Raw genomic sequence first — 16,341 nt, 5'->3', positions numbered from 1 at the left:
GTCTAGAGCCGGCGGCTCTCGCGGCGATAGAGCCAGGCGGCAAGCGCGGATGCGAGCGCGGCGAATGCCAGAATGAAATGCATGGACCCCTCCATCGCGGCCTGATGCCGTCTGATCACCGGTATAGGGGCTAAGTCCTTATCAACCGTAAAAGAATCCGGATTCGTGGGCGGCGTCACGGCTTCGTGAGTGAGCTGTCAGAAGCGCTATGCCCGGTGCTGGTGTATGCAGAGGATGAAATCATCCTGTTTTGTGAGGGGAAAACATGCGTCGATTGTTCATTGCTTCTGTCGCCCTGGCGGCTCTGGTTACTGCTCCGGTCCTGGCCCAGGACGATCCGATGCCAGCGAGCATCGAGAGCGCGGTCGCCGATGAAACGCGCCCGGAAGCGGATCGCCAGCTGGATGCCAATCGTCATCCGGCGGAAGTGCTTCTGTTCGCGGGTCTCGAACCGGGTTGGCGGGTGGTCGATCTCGCGGCAGGCGCCGGGTATTACTCGCGTGTCCTGTCGACCGCAGTCGGCAGTGATGGCCATGTCTACACGATGAATCCGAGCTGGGTCGCGGAGCGTTTCGCCGAGACCGATGCCGGTCTCGCCGCCTTTGCCGGCGAGCGTCCGAACATGACGCATTTCAGCTCGACCATCGAAACCTTCGGGACGAATGTCGGAGAGGCGCCGCTCGACGCGGCTTTCATGGTGCTTTTCTACCATGATACGGGCTGGGACGGCACCGATCGGGCCGCGATGAACACCGAGATCTTTGACAGTCTGCGACCAGGCGGCGTGTTCGTCGTGATAGATCACCATGCCGTCGCAGGTGCAGGTCTCGACGTGGTCGAAAGCCTGCACCGGATCGACGAGGCGTCGGTGATCGATGAGGTCACGGCGGCCGGCTTCGAGCTTGATGCGAGCAGCGAGATGCTGGCCAATGCCGAGGATAGCCGGGAAATCAGCCCCTTCGATCCGTCAATCCGGCGTCAGACTGATCGTTTCGTCCTGCGCTTCCGCAAGCCTGACTGATCAGGCTGCATCCAGTTCCGAGCGGAAGCGGTTGAGTTCCTCATCCAGGCGACCTGCCGCTTCCCCGAGCTCACCCGATGCGCGGGTAAAGGATTCCGCGGCGGTGTTGGTGCGCTCTGCGGCATCGGTGACCGAGCCCATGGCATTATTGACCTCGGTGGTCTCCATCGCGGCCCGTTCGGCCAGCGATGCGATTTCCTGAGTGGCCTGGTTTTGCTCGGCGAAGGCGCCCTGGACGCTCTCGGTCGAATTGCGCAGCTCGGCGATGATTTCCGTGATGCGACCCAGCGCGCCGGCAGCGCCGCCAGAGGCGCCACGCATGGCTTCGATCTTCTGACCGATATCGCTTGAGGCGCGGGTTGTCTGTTCGGCCAGCGCTTTCACTTCCGAAGCAACGACCGCGAAACCCTTGCCGGCTTCACCGGCGCGTGCGGCCTCGATGGTGGCGTTGAGTGCCAACAGATTTGTCTGCTCGGCGACATCGGCGACGAGACGCATGATGTCCTCGATTTCCTTGGCCGCGCCTTCCAGCGCGTCGATCGAACGACCGGCGCCCTCGGCTTCGGCGGCGGCCCGGTCCGAGACGTCACCGCTGTTCTGCAGAATGCGGGCGACCTCACCGATCGAGGCGGACAATTCCTGCGCAGCGGCAGCAACCGACTGGACATTGGAATTGGTGGTCGAGGCGCGCGATGAGGCGTCGGTCGCCCCTTCGCGTGTTGCCAGCGCATCGCCGGTCAGGTCGGACGCGAGTGTGCTGACCTGCTGGGCCGCCCCGGAAATGCCACCGGCGATCACACGCAGCGCGGACTCGAAGGACTGGGCCAGATTGGCAACATTGCCGCGTTGCTGTTCGGCCTTGTCGCGCGTGTTTGACTGGTCTTCGGCGCTACTCGCGGCAGCCCTCTGGGCCTCTTCGGCCTCAGCAGCCTTGCGATCGGCTCCATCGAGGGCATTGGCCGCGTGATAGGTCATCCAAACCAGCGCGGCGGACTGACCGATCACGATCACGGCGTGGAAGACGACGCGGAAGAAGTCGGCGCCATCAGGGAAGACGGCCCAGGGCAGAAAGAAATTCAGGGACAGGTGGTGGACAGCCGTCGCGGCGGAGGCGGCGAGAATGACGCGCCAGTCCAGCATCAGGGCTGAGATCGACAGTGCCGCGAAGAACATCATGTGCATGTCGATCTGCCAGTCGGATCCGCTCATCACATAGACGAAGAGGGCCGGAAAGCCGATCAGTGTGGTGCCCGCGGTAACGCGGGACGAGTCGGTGTTTGGCGCCATTTTCCAGCTGAGCCCGGCGACGGCCAGCAAGGCCAGTCCGAACAGTCCGGCCGGCAGGATGCGGTTAGCCGCGACGAAGGCCGCCGTGGCGAGGAGGACGACCCAGAGCCCGGCCATGATCAGGACGGTCGCGATCTGTGCGCGCTGGCGGATGTTGCTAAGACTGGTCATGAAGCGAGATCCTGTGTCGAAGAGGAGGGTATCAGGCAGCCGCGGAAGGCATCGGCGGGCAGGATGACGAGCGCGCCAGCTTGTCTCAGCGCGTCGTGATCGGCGGCATCATCGAGAATGAAGACGCCGATATTCTGTGTCCGCCCGAAAGTCAGTGGTGCCTGATCCTGGCTGGCGGCTGCCAGAACAATGTCCCGGGCGCCCCAATCGGGCGGGAAGATTGCTGCATACTGGTCATTCGATGCCGGTTCGAACGCGCCAAGCAATGGTGTGGCGCCGATTCCTGCAATCAGAAGTATAGTTTTGAGTGAATTCAACATCGATTTCGCAGCGGCTCGTAATGATGAGCCATGGTTAGCGCGTCGATGGTTAATTAGTGTTTACAGGCAACCGGCCTCAAATCGGGGAGGTCAGGCGTTCTTCCGATCGCGTTTCAGCAAGCCGAAAAGCAATGTGTCGCGCACGCCGATATGGGTTTCCCACTCATCCCGCAAACGGCCCTCCAATGTGAAGCCCAGCTTAGTCAGCACAGCAATGGAGCCGGTATTGTCGGGGTCGGTATCGGCGTAGATACGGCGCAAGTCGAGCGCCTCGAAACCGTATTCGAGCAATCGCTCGACAGCCTCGCTCACATATCCCTGGCGTGTCGAATCCGGACGAATAAAATATCCAACCTCGGCGACGCCAACCCTGCGGTTCATCAGAATGGCCCAACCCAGTGCATCATTTGGCGCGTCTGGTTTGGCGATCGTCCAGCAGCGCAATGTGGCGGATCGGATGTTCCAGGTCAGATAATCCCGTACCGCCTCCAGCGAGGTCAGCGGCCCGCTGGACCAGTAGGTCATGGTCTTGTCATCGCTGAGACCGGGATAGACCCCCTCGGCATCCTTGAGGGTCATGGGTCGCAGCAGGAGGCGGTCGGTTGTGAGTACAGGGACGTCCGGCGCCATATCGCGCGGCTCCAGCGCATCCTCGGTGACGCCGAGCCTGATCTCGTCGAACCGCTCTTCAATACAGGCCTGCATGGTCTTGAAGCAATCCTGGGAAAACCAGTCATGGTCCGCAAAGCAGGCCGTACGGGCGACCTCGTCCGGCCAGGCGGCATAGGACCAGTAAAGCCCGTCCTCGCCGCGGTGAAGGATGGCGCCATAGGAGCCGCAGGCGGCATGAATGCGCCGTGTTCCCTCGGTCCAGGCGGTCTTGAACTCGGCTTCGCGCCCCGGCTTCAGCTTCCAGCGATACAGAACAGCGTCGGTCATGAGCCTGCGTCGTTGGATTGGCCTTCCGCTTCCAGGCGCTGTTTGCGCAGCACGCTGGCCTTCACCTTCTGGCTCTCCGAACGCAATTGCCCGCAAGCCGCAAAGATGTCGCGACCGCGTGGGGTGCGGATGGGCGAGGCATAGCCGGCCTTGTTGACCACGTCGGCGAAGGCTTCGATCTGGTCCCAGTCCGAACACTCATACGGGCTGTTCGGCCACGGATTGAAAGGGATGAGATTGATCTTGGCGGGGATGCCCTTGAGCAGTTTCACCAGCGCCTTGGCTTCGGCGAGGCTGTCATTGACGCCCTTGAGCATGACGTATTCGAAGGTCACGCGCTTGGAATTGCTCAGGCCCGGATAGGCGCGGATTGCCTCCATGAGGGCCTTGAGCGGGTATTTCTTGTTCAGCGGCACCAGCTCATCGCGCAGCGGATCATTGGTCGCGTGCAGCGAGATCGCCAGCATGGTGCCGGTCAACTCGCCGAGTTCCTTGATCTTGGGGACCACACCCGAGGTCGACACGGTGGTCCGACGGCGCGAAATGGCAATGCCCTCACCGTCCGAGATGATGTCGATCGAGGTCGCGACGTGGTCGAGATTGTACAGCGGCTCACCCATGCCCATGAAGACGATATTGGTGATTTTCCGGTTCTCGTTCGAGGTCGGCCACTCCTCGAGATCATCGCGGGCGATCATGACCTGGGCGACGATCTCGGCCGCCGTCAGATTGCGCACCAGCGCCTGTGTGCCGGTATGGCAGAAGGTGCAGTTCAGCGTGCAGCCAACCTGGCTCGACACGCACAAAGCGCCCGAGCGGGCCACATCGGGAATGAAGACGGTCTCGCACTCGACGCCGGGCGCCAGTTCGATGAGGTATTTGCGGGTTCCGTCGACCGAGACCTGGCGGTCAATCAGCTTGGGCCGGTGCAGCGCGTATTTCTCGGCGATCACCGCGCGAAGATCCTTGGAGATATTGGTCATCTCGTCGAAGGAGGTGACGCCGTAGTGATAGATCCAGCGCCACAGCTGATCCGCGCGCATCTTCGCCTTCTTCTCGTCGACCCCGCAATCGATCGCCACCAGGCGCAATTCCTCACGCGTCATGCCCGCCAGGGAGGGCAGGGCACGCGGTGTTGTCTCGTCAATGCGCGGCGCATTGCCATTGCGGGCGTCGATGTTCAGGGCGTGGTTCATGGTCGCCAGACTAGATCAATTCAAACGGAGCCGCGCGCTCTATCACGAAAGCGCGGCAAATCCGAATCGCGATCGGTGGTTCCCGATCAGCTACACAGGGCCGAAACGCGCTGCAGGGCGGCGGTAACGCCTGACAGCGAGAACTCGTAGGAGGTCGACGCGCCGTCCAGAGTTGTCGCGGAGACCCGCATAGCTGATCCACGGCGCATGGCACGGACCAACTCGTCCTCTTCGTCGAGATCGTCGAGGAAGCCTTCCTGCCCGTCGGCGAACATGTCGAACCTGTCGGAGCCGACACGAACCTGGGGTGGGCTGGTCGGCCGCAGGTCATAGCCGACCAACAGGGACGGCTGGTCCTCGACCGCACCAGATTGCCAGCTGGCGACCAGGAAATAGACATTGCCATGCTCATGCGCACGCGGCGAACTGTCGGTCGGACGGCTGAGCGCATAGCAGGAATAGCCGGCTTCGGTATTGCGTGTGAAAACGCGCCAATCGCTGTACTCGCCGCGAAATTGCGGGTCATCCTGGGCGAGGGAAGCGGCAGACGTGAGCGCGGCGAGGCCGAGGGCGAGGCAGGCAGATCGTAATAGCACGGTGATCATCCTCATGGAGATGCTGGCTGGTTGCCGTCTAGGGCATGCCTATGGCGGTATGATGGCAGAGTTAATCCCGGCCTAAGATGGCCCGCCGGATGACCGTTTCAGCGGTGGATTCCGAATTTTTTCGTCGCATCGGCCAGGCTTTCCAGCTTCGGGCCACCCGGCATCAGTGGTCGCTCCGGGAATCCGCCGAAATTGATCTGGCGATCATAGAGCGTGATGGCGCAGGCGACCGAGACATTGACGCAGAATTTGGTCGGGATCTTGACGATATGGCTGCACTTGGCTTGCATGTCTTCCGACAGGGACCCGCGTTCCCGGCCGAAGACATAGGCGGCGCAAAGGGGGTGGCGGAAGCTGGGCAGGTCGACGGCCTCGTCGGTCAGTTCAATCCCGACCAGCTGGCAATTGGACGGCAGGGCCATGCCCCCGATCCCGTCCCACTCATAATAGGGGACATGATCGGCGGATTTGGCGGTATCGGCCCGATAGACGTCGCGCACCTGGTGATTGGCGTCCACGGTGAAGGCGAAGCTGGCGCCGAAAGCGTGGGCTGTGCGCAGGATGGCGCCCAGATTCATTGGCTTGGAAATGCCTTCCGCGCCGACCCCGAAATATCCCCGCTTCGTCGACATGGTCAGCTCACGCCGGCGGTGATGCGGCCATCGGGATGGACCATCGCCTGCTTCATGCCTGGCGAATTGAATGGCGCGGCGAGATTGCCGTCCCGATCAACGGCGATAATGCCGCCCTCACCCTCAAGCGCGGCGACATCCGCCAGTGCACCGGCCGTCGCGTCGGCGAGGGATTGCCGGCCGTAGCGCATGCGGGCCGAGACGTCCTTGGCCGTTGCCGTGCGCAGGAAGAATTCGCCCTGTCCGGTGCAGGAGATGGCGACATGGCCATCCGCCCAGCAGCCCGAACCGATGATCGGGCTGTCGCCGACGCGGCCTTCCATCTTGTTCAGTGTGCCACCGGTTGAGGTCGCTGCGGCGAGCCGGCCTTCCATGTCCAGCGCGACACAGCCAACCGTACCGGTCGCGATCGCGCGGTCATCCGGCGCGGCGGCCGGGGTGTAGTAATCATTGACGCTCTCCACGCGTTGCAGCTCGGCCTCGCTGCAAAAGCGTTCGGCGCCCCGGCCGGCCAGCATGACATGCGGCGTCGTTTCCATGATTGCGCGCGCGGCCGAGACCGGGCTGGTGAAACCGGTCAGCGAGGCGACCGACCCGGCCCGCTGGGTCGCCCCGTCCATGATCGCCGCATCAAGCTCATAGCGACCGGCCTTGTTGGGGGATGCGCCCTTGCCGGCGACATAATACCCCGAGGCTTCGAGTTCGCGGACAATGTCCTGGACGATGTCGAGGGCGTTGGCACCGATCGCGAGACGCGCCTTGGCGGCTTCAGCGAGTCCGCGCATGTGCTCTGTTTCTTTGGCATAATCGCGATCGGCCAAGGTTCCGGCGCCGCCGTGCAGCACCAAGGCATAACGTCCGCTCATAGCGTCAATCCCGTGTCGGTTTCAAAAGCGTGGAATTGCTCTAACACCGCTCGCATCATGGCCCCAAGTCGGATTTCCACCGCAGCCCAGCCGCCGTGGCGGATTTTCTTTTTCCGGCCATCACGCTATGTCGCTGGCATCGATAAAGGGGAGTGTCTCATGAAACTCGACTCATCCATTGCCGCCATCGTCACAGGCGGCGCTTCCGGTCTCGGCGAAGGTACAGCCCGCCGCCTCGCCGCCGAAGGCGCAAAAGTGGCCATTTTCGACATGAATGCCGAGAAGGGCGAAGCGGTCGCCAAGGAAATCGGCGGCGTCTTCTGTCAGGTCAATGTGGCCGATGAGGCCAGCGTTGATGCCGGCCTTGCCAAGGCCCGCGCGGCGCACGGTCAGGAACGCGTCTTTGTCAATTGTGCCGGCATTGGCTGGGCCGAGAAGACGGCCCGCCGGTCTTCCTCTTCGGGCGAGATCTCCGCGCATTCGGCCAAGGGCTTCCAGACCGTCATCGGCGTCAATCTGATCGGGTCTTTCCTGTGCGCGTCCAAGTCGGCCGCCGGCATGATGTCGCTGGATCCGGTCGGCGATTCCGGCCGTGGCGTGATCGTCAATACAGCCTCGGTCGCTGCCCAGGACGGTCAGATCGGCCAGGTTGCCTATGCGGCCTCCAAGGGGGGTATCTACGGCATGACCCTGCCCATGGCGCGCGACCTTTCCCGCGAAGGTATTCGCGTCAACACGATCCTTCCGGGTTTCTTCGAGACGCCGATCTACCAGCAGATGCCGCCGGAAGTGAAAGTCTCGCTCGCCTCGCACCTGCAATTCCCGCAGCGTTTCGGCACGCCGGAAGAGTATGCCGACCTCGTCGCCTTCATGGTCCATTCCGACTACATCAATGCTGAATGTGTCCGTCTCGATGCCGGTGCCCGCATGCCGCCGAAATAGGCAGCGACGCCAAGTGAATACAGGAAAGGCCGGAGCATGGGCTCCGGCCTTTTCTCTTGCCGCTCTGATACCGGATCAGAATTCGTGACTGATCGACAGGCGGGCATTGAGCGGCTCACCGGTCGAGATATTCGAGTTGGAGTGGGCATCCGGGAAGTAATCCGTGTCGAACAGGTTTTCGACATTGAGCTGGATGCGGGTTTCCTGGCTCAGATCGTAGAACACGGCGGCATCGAAGCGGGTATAGCCCGGAAGCTCGACGCCATTGTCCTCACGCACGAAGTAGGCGTCCTGATAGGTCGCCCCCACCGCAATGGCGAGTTCACCATTGATCTGATAGCGGTTCCACAGCGATACCATGTGCTCGGGCGTCTGACGGGTCGCATTGCCGTCAAAACCGCCGCCCTCGACGACGCCATCGAGATAGCTGTAGCCGGCATTCACGGTCCATCCATCGGCCAGCTCACCCACCAGCTGAAGCTCGAAACCCTCGGTCGTGCTGCCCGCGACCGTGGTCACGATCGACGGGTCGTCCGGATCAATGGTCGTGAACTGGCCGCGCTCAAGTCGGAAAAGGGCGGCGGTGAAGCTCAGATCGGCATTGATGTCCCACTTGGCGCCGATCTCGCGGTTCTCGAAGGTTTGCGGCTGGATGTCCTCGCTCGTTGTGCTCAGCGTCAGGAATTGATCACCGGCACTGGGCAGGAAGGTCTCGGAATAGCTGGCATAGAAGGAGATGTTGTCGGCCGGCTTGTAGATCAGTCCGAAGCGCGGGGAGACTTCCTCGTCGACACGGCCGCGGCGACCATTATCGGTCGCTGAGACCGCCTGCCGGTCAAGCACGGACACGTCGAAACGGTCGAAACGGGCGCCGATCATGACCTTCAGCGAGGATGTCAGGTCAATCTGGTCCTGAATATAGAGTGAGGTGAACTGGACGCTCGAGCTCCGGTCGCGCACCGGTGTCACAAAGTCGAAGTCCGGGATGACGAGCGGATCGCTGAAGTCGATGCTGATCTGGTCGTCATTGCTGGCGGCAAACAGGTTGTCGACCCGGGCATTGGTCGTGTCCTGATCGCCGTATTCCCCGCCCACGAGCAGGGTATGCTCGAGCGAGCCGGTCCGGAATTCCCCGACGAGATTGCCCTGGACGATGAGATTGGTCCGCGCGGTCGTGTCACGATAGCCGTCGAGTGTGACCCGGTTCGGAATCACAGTGGCGTCGAATCCGGCCGCATAGATATTCTGATAGGCCTTGTCGTAATCGGCATACTGGGCGGTGATATTGCCGCGCAGCTGGTCGGTGTATTCATGATCCACGCGGACCCGGAAAGTGTGGGCCTGGAGTGTCGTCCGGTTGCGGTCAGCTGAGCCGAAGAAGGTGTTGTCATAGCCTTCGAGCGGGCGACCGGGGGCGCCTGTTACAGCGATGGACGGGACGCCGCGGTCCACGACGCGATCATCGTCGAGATACTCATAAAAAGCGGTCAGCGTCGTCTCATTGCCCAGCGCAATACGGGCCGTTGGATTGAGGCCATAGCGGGTGCCGTCAAAGGCGTCGCGATGGTTGGCCATGGTCTCGATGAAGCCATTCAGGCGGACTCCGGACTGATCGCCGGTATCCAGATTGATGTCGGCCGTCAGCTGGCCGGCGCCGAAGGTGTCGATTGCCGCGCCAAAGCCGTGGAAAGCCTCGCCGACGACCGGTGTTTTCGTCACCCGGTTGACCACGCCGCCACCGCCGCCGCGACCGAAGAGCAGGGCGTTGGATCCGCGCAGGATTTCGACCTGTTCCAGATTGTAGAGGGGGCGGTAGTACTGGACGTCGTCGCGAATGCCATTGAGGAAGAAGTCGGCGGTGGACTGGTTGCCGCGGATATTGATGGCGTCACGATGCCCCTCGCCCTGGCTGATGGAGAGGCCCGGCGTGTAGCGCAGGATATCGCCAAAATTGACGAAGCCCTGCTCGGTGATCTGAACATCCGTGATGATGGACAGGCTCTGGGGCACGTCGATGATCGGGGTCGGCGTCTTGACCGAGTTCAGCTGATCGAGTGACAGATAGCGGCCAGTGATCTCGATGACATCGACGTCTTCGCCCTGGGCGATGGCTTGGCCTGCACCGAGGCTCACAGTGAGAACGGTGGTAAGCAGGAGCGAAACTTTACTGTACATGCGCTGACCCGGTCATGAGAATGAAAATCAAAGTCTCGCTATTGCGATCGAGAATGAGTGTCAAGGACAGGAGCGGTATCTCGCGTGTCTTCGCAGCGCTTCGTTCCGCCGCGTGACAATCCGGCATCGGTTCCAGGACGAAGCACGGCCCACAAGAAACGGGGCCGATGCATCGCACCGGCCCCGTGAGAGTTGAGCTTCAGAAGGCGTAGAAGTGTCAGTCGCTGGGCGGCCGGACAATCTGGTCGCCGAGGTTGGACATCACATCGCGCGCGCCGAAGGCGCTTGGGTCGTCCGGCTTGGTGCCGCGCCCGAAATAGATCTCGGCACTCGCTTCATAGCGCGTGCTTTCGCGATAGCTGACATCATCCCAGAACGGATCGCGCCATGCCCGCCAGCCCCAGCGGGGGTGGAAATAGGCATGCTGGACCGAAAAGCCGCTATAGGGCGAGTGGCCAATACCGGACGCCATTACACGGGTATCCTCATCCGTCGCGCGATTGACGACGGTGAAATAGTCATAGCCACTTTCAACTGTCAGCTCGGCGGCCCGGTAGAGGAGATAGGTTTCCACCGTCTCGCGATCGGTCAGCGAATTGCCCTCAAAGGAAATCCGGTAGCGATTGCTTTCAATGCGGGTTTCGGTGAACCCGCGACCGGCCTCATCCGCGGCCTGGTAGGGTGTCGGGGTTGCGCAGCCGCCCAGCACAGCCAGGCTGGCCAAAGTGATCAGAACGCGCCTCATATCAGGCTCCTTGTAACGCTGGCGGTCCCTCGCCTCATTTAATATGACTCGTCCTGCACCGTTTGAACGGGCGGACTCTTCATCAGGGAGCATAGGCGTGTGTGGTCTGGCGTCAAACGTCTGATCGCCCATGCGGGGGAATGAGGGACGTGTCGTGAGTAAGCCGAGCCGCCATAGTGTCCTGGCTGTGCTGAGCCTGTGTTTCATGGCGGGCATTGCCCACGCTCGCGACCATGTCAGTGAGGCCCCGGTCCTTCAGGCCTGTGAGCGGTCCGGCGTGGAGGCTGCGGTCTGCACTTGCATCGCCCGCGAGGCCAATTCCCGTTTCAGCCATGATCAGCTTGGTGTTCTCGGCGCCGCAATGCCTGAAATCGGGCGTATTACCAGCGATCCGGACGTGGCCGGGCAAACACCATCGCACGAGCGCCTGACCGCGGACGAACTGGCGAATCTGTACCAACGGGCCCAGGCGGCAGATGTGGTGATCCGTCAGGCCTGTGGCGTCGGACTGAGCTTGCGCGACACTGGTTGACCGGGCCTGGTGCCGGCCCGGCTTGATAGCGGCACGGCCTCATTCAACTGGATGCCTAGCGTAGATCGAGCTCGACGATTGCCGTCGCCGGCCGCGCGTCATCCGGAACCGAGCCGTCTGCCGGGAAGAGCGGCCAGGCGGCATTGCTCACGAGCCAGGCCCGCCCGTCAGCCAGGTCGACCAGTGTCGGCTCGGTATTGCCGGCCATGGACGCATGGCCACGAAGCAGAACGTCGACATTGGCGACGTCCCGGCCAGTCGGATCAAGATCGATTGCCATGACCTGGTGTGGTTCGGCGCCATTGCGCACGGCGATCAGCCGCCCGTCACGGGTCTGCCGCAACCCGTCAATTCCAATCAGGCTGGTTTCAGAGGCTCGCACCAGTCCGGCACTGCCATCGGTCAGGTCAATACGCCAGATACCCATCGAATAATCGGCGACATAGAGCGCCCCGCGGGCCAGCGCGACGCCTTGCAGGCTGACAAAGCGCGGGTCTTCCGCCAGCACTTCCAGTTCGCCGGAAACATTGTCGAGCCGATAGACGCGGGGCGCCCCGCTGTCGGAAATATAGGCGCTGCCATCGCGCACCACGAAGTCGGCCATCTGGATCGCGCCGTCGATCGTGTAGCGGCGGTAGAGATCACCGGTGATCAGGTCGAAGGCAAACAGGGCTGTACCCTCGGCCTCACCGTCGGCGAGCGGCGTTTGGGGCACAGTGCCCGAAGCCGCCCAGAGCATGCGGGTCCGATCGTCCACGACGAGGCCGAAGACCGACCATAATCCGTCCTCGCGGTCGGCGAAAACAATCGGCTCGTCACGGGCAAAGGGTTCCAGGAGAAGAATTTCACGGTCCGCGACCGAGGAGACGAAAATGCGGTCGGTCTCGATATCCATGGCCACACCCTCGATCAGCGCGTCAGGACGATTGATGCGGGCAATCACTTCGCCTTCGCCGACAGGCTCGCCATTCGCAACAAGGGCGGCCCGGATTCCGGCCAGACGATCGGCATCGGCGGCTTCAAGCAAAGTCAGGGTCGCGTCTGCGGGGGCGAATGTCAGCCCTGCCTCGACCATCGAGTCGAGCGCTGCGAAGCCGTCATCCGGGCGTTCGGCCCGGGTGGCGATGGTCACCAGCGCGCGCAGGACTGCGGGGTGGGCCGGCTTGATATCGAGTGCCGCCAGCATCAGCCGGCGGGCGGTTTCAGTGTCTCCGGCACGCAGCGAACTTCCGGCTTCGGCGAACAATTCCAGCGCGATGGATTGCGGGGTCGGCGCCTCGACCTCGGCTTCCGGGATCCCGGATCCCTGGGCGAGTGCGGATGTGGTGCCCAGCCCGGTCAGAATGGTGGCGAGCGCGATTGCCTTGAATGTCATGTGAAATAAGTCCCCCCGAAACGCGGCCCCTTTGCGACCAGTTCAGGGATAATATGAGGTTTTGCCAACTGCAAAACGCACACCTGCGTGCGTGGATTTGCCAGATCTAACGCAAATCGAGGGTCACGGGACCTTCATCCTCGACCGGTCCGGTGAGGATGACGTGGTCGTCTTCCTCTCGCCACTCCACGAAAAGTTCGCCACCATCGGCCATGATCGAGGCCTTGCGTTCAGCCAGCCCGCGGCGGTGGGCCGCGACCAGCGCCGCGCAGGCCCCGGTGCCACAGGCTGCTGTGATCCCGGCGCCGCGCTCCCAGACCCGCAAGCGGATGTGGGTGGCATCATGAATCTGCGCAAAGCCGGCATTGACGCGTTCGGGGAAGAGCGGATCCATCTCGACCTCGCTGCCGAGCCTTGCGACCGGCAGGGCTTCGACATCGCGGATGAAGAAGACCGCGTGCGGATTGCCCATGGAGACGGCGCCGGGGGCCTCTATGCGGACCCCGTCTGCCTCGCAGGCATAGTCAAGCCGGGCTGTGTCCATCGGGCGGGCCAGCGGAATGTCCTGCCAGTCGAGACGCGGCACGCCCATATCGACACTGACGGTCATCGGTCCGGCATCCCTGGCCAGCAGGAGGCCGCCGGCGGTGCCGATCGAGACCTGTCGACTGCCATGGGCCTGCATCATCGCCCAGGCCGCCGCACGGGTCCCGTTTCCGCAGGCGCCGACCTCGTCACCATCGGCATTCCAGATGCGCATGAAGGCGTCGGCGCTGTCGCTGTCCTCGAGCACAAGTAACTGATCGAAATGATGGTCATGCGCCATCGCTCTGACCGCCTCGCGGGCAGGATTGAAGCGGGCGACCTGGCCGCGCACATCGGCAAGGATGAACCGATTGCCGGCACCATTCATCAAACGGGCTTCCATAACGGCTCCGATACCGCCCCAATCCCTTTACGTCCACTACCGCTCCGGTGTTAATTGCGTCACACACATCAGAGGGGAAGAGACTGATGAGAGTTTATCGGAGTATCTGGGCGGTGACCGCCAGCGCCGCCATCCTCGCGGCCTGCAGCCAGCCCGCCAGCGATGAGGGCGAAGACGTGGGCTCCACTACAACGGACGCGCCGGCCGAGCGCCAGATCGTCCAGATCGATCCCAATAATGACCCACGGGTCTGGCTTGAGGACGTCGAGGGCGAGCGCGCCCTTGAGTGGGTCGGGGGGCAGAATGAGCGCACCTTTGATCGCCTTCAGGGCGATGAGCGTTACGAGACGCTCCGCGACCAGGCACTGGCCATCTACCAGTCCACCGACCGGATTCCCTACGGTTCCTATTCCGGCGGCTTCATCTGGAATTTCTGGCAGGACGCCGAGCAAACCCATGGCCTGTGGCGCCGCGCCACGCTGGAAAGCTATCTCACCGATGATCCGGAATGGGATGTCGTGCTCGATCTTGATGCCCTGTCCGAAGCCGAGGACCGCAATTGGGTCTGGCGCGGCTCGAACTGCCTGGCGCCCGATTATGATCGGTGCATCCTGACCCTGTCCGATGGCGGGTCCGATGCGGCGATCCGGCGTGAATTCTCGATTTCCGACCGGGCCTTTGTCGAAGGCGGATTCGAGACACCGGAAGCCAAGGGTGGTGTCAGCTGGATTGACGAGAACACCGTGATGGTTGGCCTTGCCATCGACCCGGAAGACACGACGAGTTCGGGCTATCCCTCGGTCGCCTATCGTTGGGAGCGCGGTACCGATCTCGCCGATGCGACCGAAGCCGTGCGCGGCGATGCGGACGATGTTGGCCTCTTTGCCTTCCGGGCCGAAGACCATGACGGCACCGTCTACATGATGGCGTCGGAAGCGGACACATTCTACGATACGACCTGGTGGTATCTGCCGATCGATGCTGAGCCGGTCCAGCTGCCTCTGCCGTCCAAATCCTCCATCCAGGACATTTATCAGGGCGAACTGATCTTCACGGTCGAAGAAGAATGGACCCCGATGGAAGGTGGAGAAACCTTCCCGCAGGGCGCGCTGCTCTCCTTCACCATGGCCGATTTCGCCGCCAGCGGCGAACTGCCGCCGGTCAAGACCGTGTTTGTGCCCGGTCCGCGTCAGTCTCTGGGCGGAATGGGCTCGTCCGCTTCGGCCTTCCTGGTCGCGATTGACGAGAATGTCGTCGGCGGCCTCGAGGCCTTCCACTATGCCGATGGCCAGTGGACGTCCGAGACCGTGCCGGTCCCGGCCAATATGACGATCAGCCTCGGTTCGACCAATTCGCACCATGATGTCGCCTTCATGAATGCCGAAGGCTTCCTAACGCCGGACAGTTATTACATGGTCGATGCGGCCGAGTTGACGGTTCAGGAGATCAAGTCGATCCCGGCCCGGTTCGATGCCGAGGGCCTTGTTGTCGAGCAGCTGGAAGTGGCGTCGACCGACGGCACGATGGTTCCGTATTTCGTGGTCCGTCATGAAGACACGGTGATGGATGGCACGACGCCGACCCTGCTTTACGCCTATGGCGGTTTCCAGGTCTCCATCCGCCCGAGCTATTCCGGTTCGCGTGGCCAGCTCTGGCTCGAAAATGGCGGTGCCTATGTGGTCGCCAATATCCGCGGTGGCGGCGAGTTCGGTCCTGCCTGGCACCAGGCCGGTCTGAAGATGGATCGCCAGCGCATCTATGACGATTTGATCGCCGTGGCCGAGGATCTCTCTGAACGCGGTCTCACAAGTCCGCGTCATCTCGGCGTTTATGGCGGGTCCAATGGCGGCCTGCTGACCGGTGTCATGTACACCCAGCGCCCTGATCTGTGGAATGCGGTCGTCTCGGCCGTGCCGCTGCTCGACATGCTGCGCTTTCACACCCTGCTGGCCGGCGCGTCCTGGATGGGTGAATACGGCAATCCGGAAGATCCGGACGAGGGCGGTTTCCTGCGCTCGATCTCGCCCTATCACAATGTCGATGCCAATGGAGCGTATCCGGAGATCTATCTCTACACCTCGACCCAGGATGACCGTGTCCATCCGGGCCATGCCCGCAAGATGGCACATCTCCTGGAAGATTTGGGCCATGACTATCTCTACTACGAGAACACGGCCGGTGGTCACTCTGCCGCCGCCAATCTCGAAGAGCGGGCCCGCAGCGACGCGCTGCTCTACACCTTCCTGATGCAGAAACTGATGGATGATGTTGATCCGCTCGACGCGGAATAGGGATGACATGATCGAGAAGAAAGGCCCCGGAGTTCAGGCTCCGGGGCCTTTTTTATACGCGTGTCCGGGATGCGCCTTTTGTCTCCGCACGCTTTCGCGCCGAAGGATGGGAGGGAACGGGATGTCGGCGGACACCGGGGTGTCCTGTTGATGGTCTGCGGTGTCCGTGATGTCCTCGACATCCCGTTCGCGGAGTTTTCCCGGGCTGTCTCCACCCCGATTCCAATGCGTCAGGTAGATGGGGTCGGTCGTTTAGTGCCCCGCGACCTGGTCGCACGCCCTGCCGGAACTTCGGGATGTCACTCCCGAGGCGCGG

Annotated in this window: 15 protein-coding genes; 4 read left to right on the top strand and 11 right to left on the bottom strand. The window is 62.4% G+C overall.

Annotation, left to right across the window (positions count from 1 at the left end):
* The first annotated feature begins 265 nt into the window (after positions 1 to 265).
* Positions 266 to 1,021, top strand: coding sequence for a hypothetical protein (locus QZ266_RS03145; RefSeq protein ID WP_295691578.1), 756 nt, complete (start codon positions 266 to 268; stop codon positions 1,019 to 1,021).
* On the opposite strand, the gene QZ266_RS03140 is transcribed toward QZ266_RS03145, so the two are convergent.
* The 7 genes from QZ266_RS03140 to QZ266_RS03110 form a co-directional block, all read right to left on the bottom strand.
* Positions 1,022 to 2,479, bottom strand: coding sequence for a methyl-accepting chemotaxis protein (locus QZ266_RS03140; RefSeq protein ID WP_295691577.1), 1,458 nt, complete (start codon positions 2,477 to 2,479; stop codon positions 1,022 to 1,024).
* Entirely contained in the window at positions 2,476 to 2,799 is a 324-nt protein-coding gene (locus QZ266_RS03135; RefSeq protein ID WP_295691575.1) for a hypothetical protein, read from the bottom strand. Before QZ266_RS03135 ends, QZ266_RS03140 begins: the two co-directional genes overlap by 4 nt.
* A 90-nt stretch (positions 2,800 to 2,889) precedes the next feature.
* Positions 2,890 to 3,738 carry a GNAT family N-acetyltransferase gene (locus QZ266_RS03130; protein ID WP_295691574.1) on the bottom strand — a complete coding sequence of 283 codons (849 nt, stop codon included), beginning with the start codon at positions 3,736 to 3,738 and terminating at the stop codon, positions 2,890 to 2,892.
* Positions 3,735 to 4,934 (bottom strand): 23S rRNA (adenine(2503)-C(2))-methyltransferase RlmN, encoded by a 1,200-nt coding sequence (rlmN, locus tag QZ266_RS03125; protein ID WP_295691573.1) that lies wholly within the window; start codon positions 4,932 to 4,934, stop codon positions 3,735 to 3,737. Before rlmN ends, QZ266_RS03130 begins: the two co-directional genes overlap by 4 nt.
* 86 nt (positions 4,935 to 5,020) lie before the next feature.
* Positions 5,021 to 5,539 carry an invasion associated locus B family protein gene (locus QZ266_RS03120; RefSeq protein WP_295691623.1) on the bottom strand — a complete coding sequence of 173 codons (519 nt, stop codon included), beginning with the start codon at positions 5,537 to 5,539 and terminating at the stop codon, positions 5,021 to 5,023.
* A gap of 98 nt (positions 5,540 to 5,637) precedes the next feature.
* Positions 5,638 to 6,171 (bottom strand): TrmH family RNA methyltransferase, encoded by a 534-nt coding sequence (locus tag QZ266_RS03115; RefSeq protein ID WP_295691571.1) that lies wholly within the window; start codon positions 6,169 to 6,171, stop codon positions 5,638 to 5,640.
* 2 nt (positions 6,172 to 6,173) lie between these two features.
* Complete coding sequence (locus QZ266_RS03110) at positions 6,174 to 7,037, bottom strand: isoaspartyl peptidase/L-asparaginase family protein (RefSeq protein ID WP_295691569.1); 864 nt, start codon at positions 7,035 to 7,037, stop codon at positions 6,174 to 6,176.
* A 159-nt stretch (positions 7,038 to 7,196) separates the two neighbouring features.
* Here QZ266_RS03110 and QZ266_RS03105 point away from each other — a divergent pair, with 159 nt between their 5' ends.
* A complete protein-coding gene (locus QZ266_RS03105) occupies positions 7,197 to 7,979 on the top strand; it encodes an SDR family NAD(P)-dependent oxidoreductase (protein WP_295691568.1) in 783 nt (260 codons plus the stop codon).
* Between the two features lie 75 nt (positions 7,980 to 8,054).
* Here the strand turns inward: QZ266_RS03105 and QZ266_RS03100 are convergent, their stop codons facing one another.
* Positions 8,055 to 10,154 carry a TonB-dependent siderophore receptor gene (locus QZ266_RS03100; RefSeq protein ID WP_295691565.1) on the bottom strand — a complete coding sequence of 700 codons (2,100 nt, stop codon included), beginning with the start codon at positions 10,152 to 10,154 and terminating at the stop codon, positions 8,055 to 8,057.
* Between the two features lie 217 nt (positions 10,155 to 10,371).
* Positions 10,372 to 10,899 carry a hypothetical protein gene (locus QZ266_RS03095; protein WP_295691563.1) on the bottom strand — a complete coding sequence of 176 codons (528 nt, stop codon included), beginning with the start codon at positions 10,897 to 10,899 and terminating at the stop codon, positions 10,372 to 10,374.
* Positions 10,900 to 11,053: 154 nt separating this feature from the next.
* Here QZ266_RS03095 and QZ266_RS03090 point away from each other — a divergent pair, with 154 nt between their 5' ends.
* Positions 11,054 to 11,431 carry a hypothetical protein gene (locus tag QZ266_RS03090; protein ID WP_295691562.1) on the top strand — a complete coding sequence of 126 codons (378 nt, stop codon included), beginning with the start codon at positions 11,054 to 11,056 and terminating at the stop codon, positions 11,429 to 11,431.
* A 55-nt stretch (positions 11,432 to 11,486) separates the two neighbouring features.
* Here the strand turns inward: QZ266_RS03090 and QZ266_RS03085 are convergent, their stop codons facing one another.
* Together QZ266_RS03085 and dapF are read right to left on the bottom strand one after the other, a co-directional pair.
* Positions 11,487 to 12,806, bottom strand: coding sequence for a hypothetical protein (locus QZ266_RS03085; protein ID WP_295691561.1), 1,320 nt, complete (start codon positions 12,804 to 12,806; stop codon positions 11,487 to 11,489).
* Positions 12,807 to 12,912: 106 nt separating this feature from the next.
* Complete coding sequence (dapF, locus tag QZ266_RS03080) at positions 12,913 to 13,734, bottom strand: diaminopimelate epimerase (protein ID WP_295691559.1); 822 nt, start codon at positions 13,732 to 13,734, stop codon at positions 12,913 to 12,915.
* An 86-nt stretch (positions 13,735 to 13,820) separates the two neighbouring features.
* On the opposite strand from dapF, the gene QZ266_RS03075 reads away from it, so the two are divergent.
* On the top strand, positions 13,821 to 16,025 hold the full coding sequence (locus QZ266_RS03075; protein WP_295691558.1) for a prolyl oligopeptidase family serine peptidase: 2,205 nt from the start codon (positions 13,821 to 13,823) through the stop codon (positions 16,023 to 16,025).
* Positions 16,026 to 16,341: the final 316 nt, after the last annotated feature.

This window comes from uncultured Maricaulis sp. (assembly GCF_905480005.1).
In the GTDB taxonomy this organism is placed as follows: Bacteria; Pseudomonadota; Alphaproteobacteria; order Caulobacterales; family Maricaulaceae; genus Maricaulis.
Note: the sequence above shows the minus strand (reverse complement) of the source record. Positions and strands in the feature narration are given on the sequence as shown.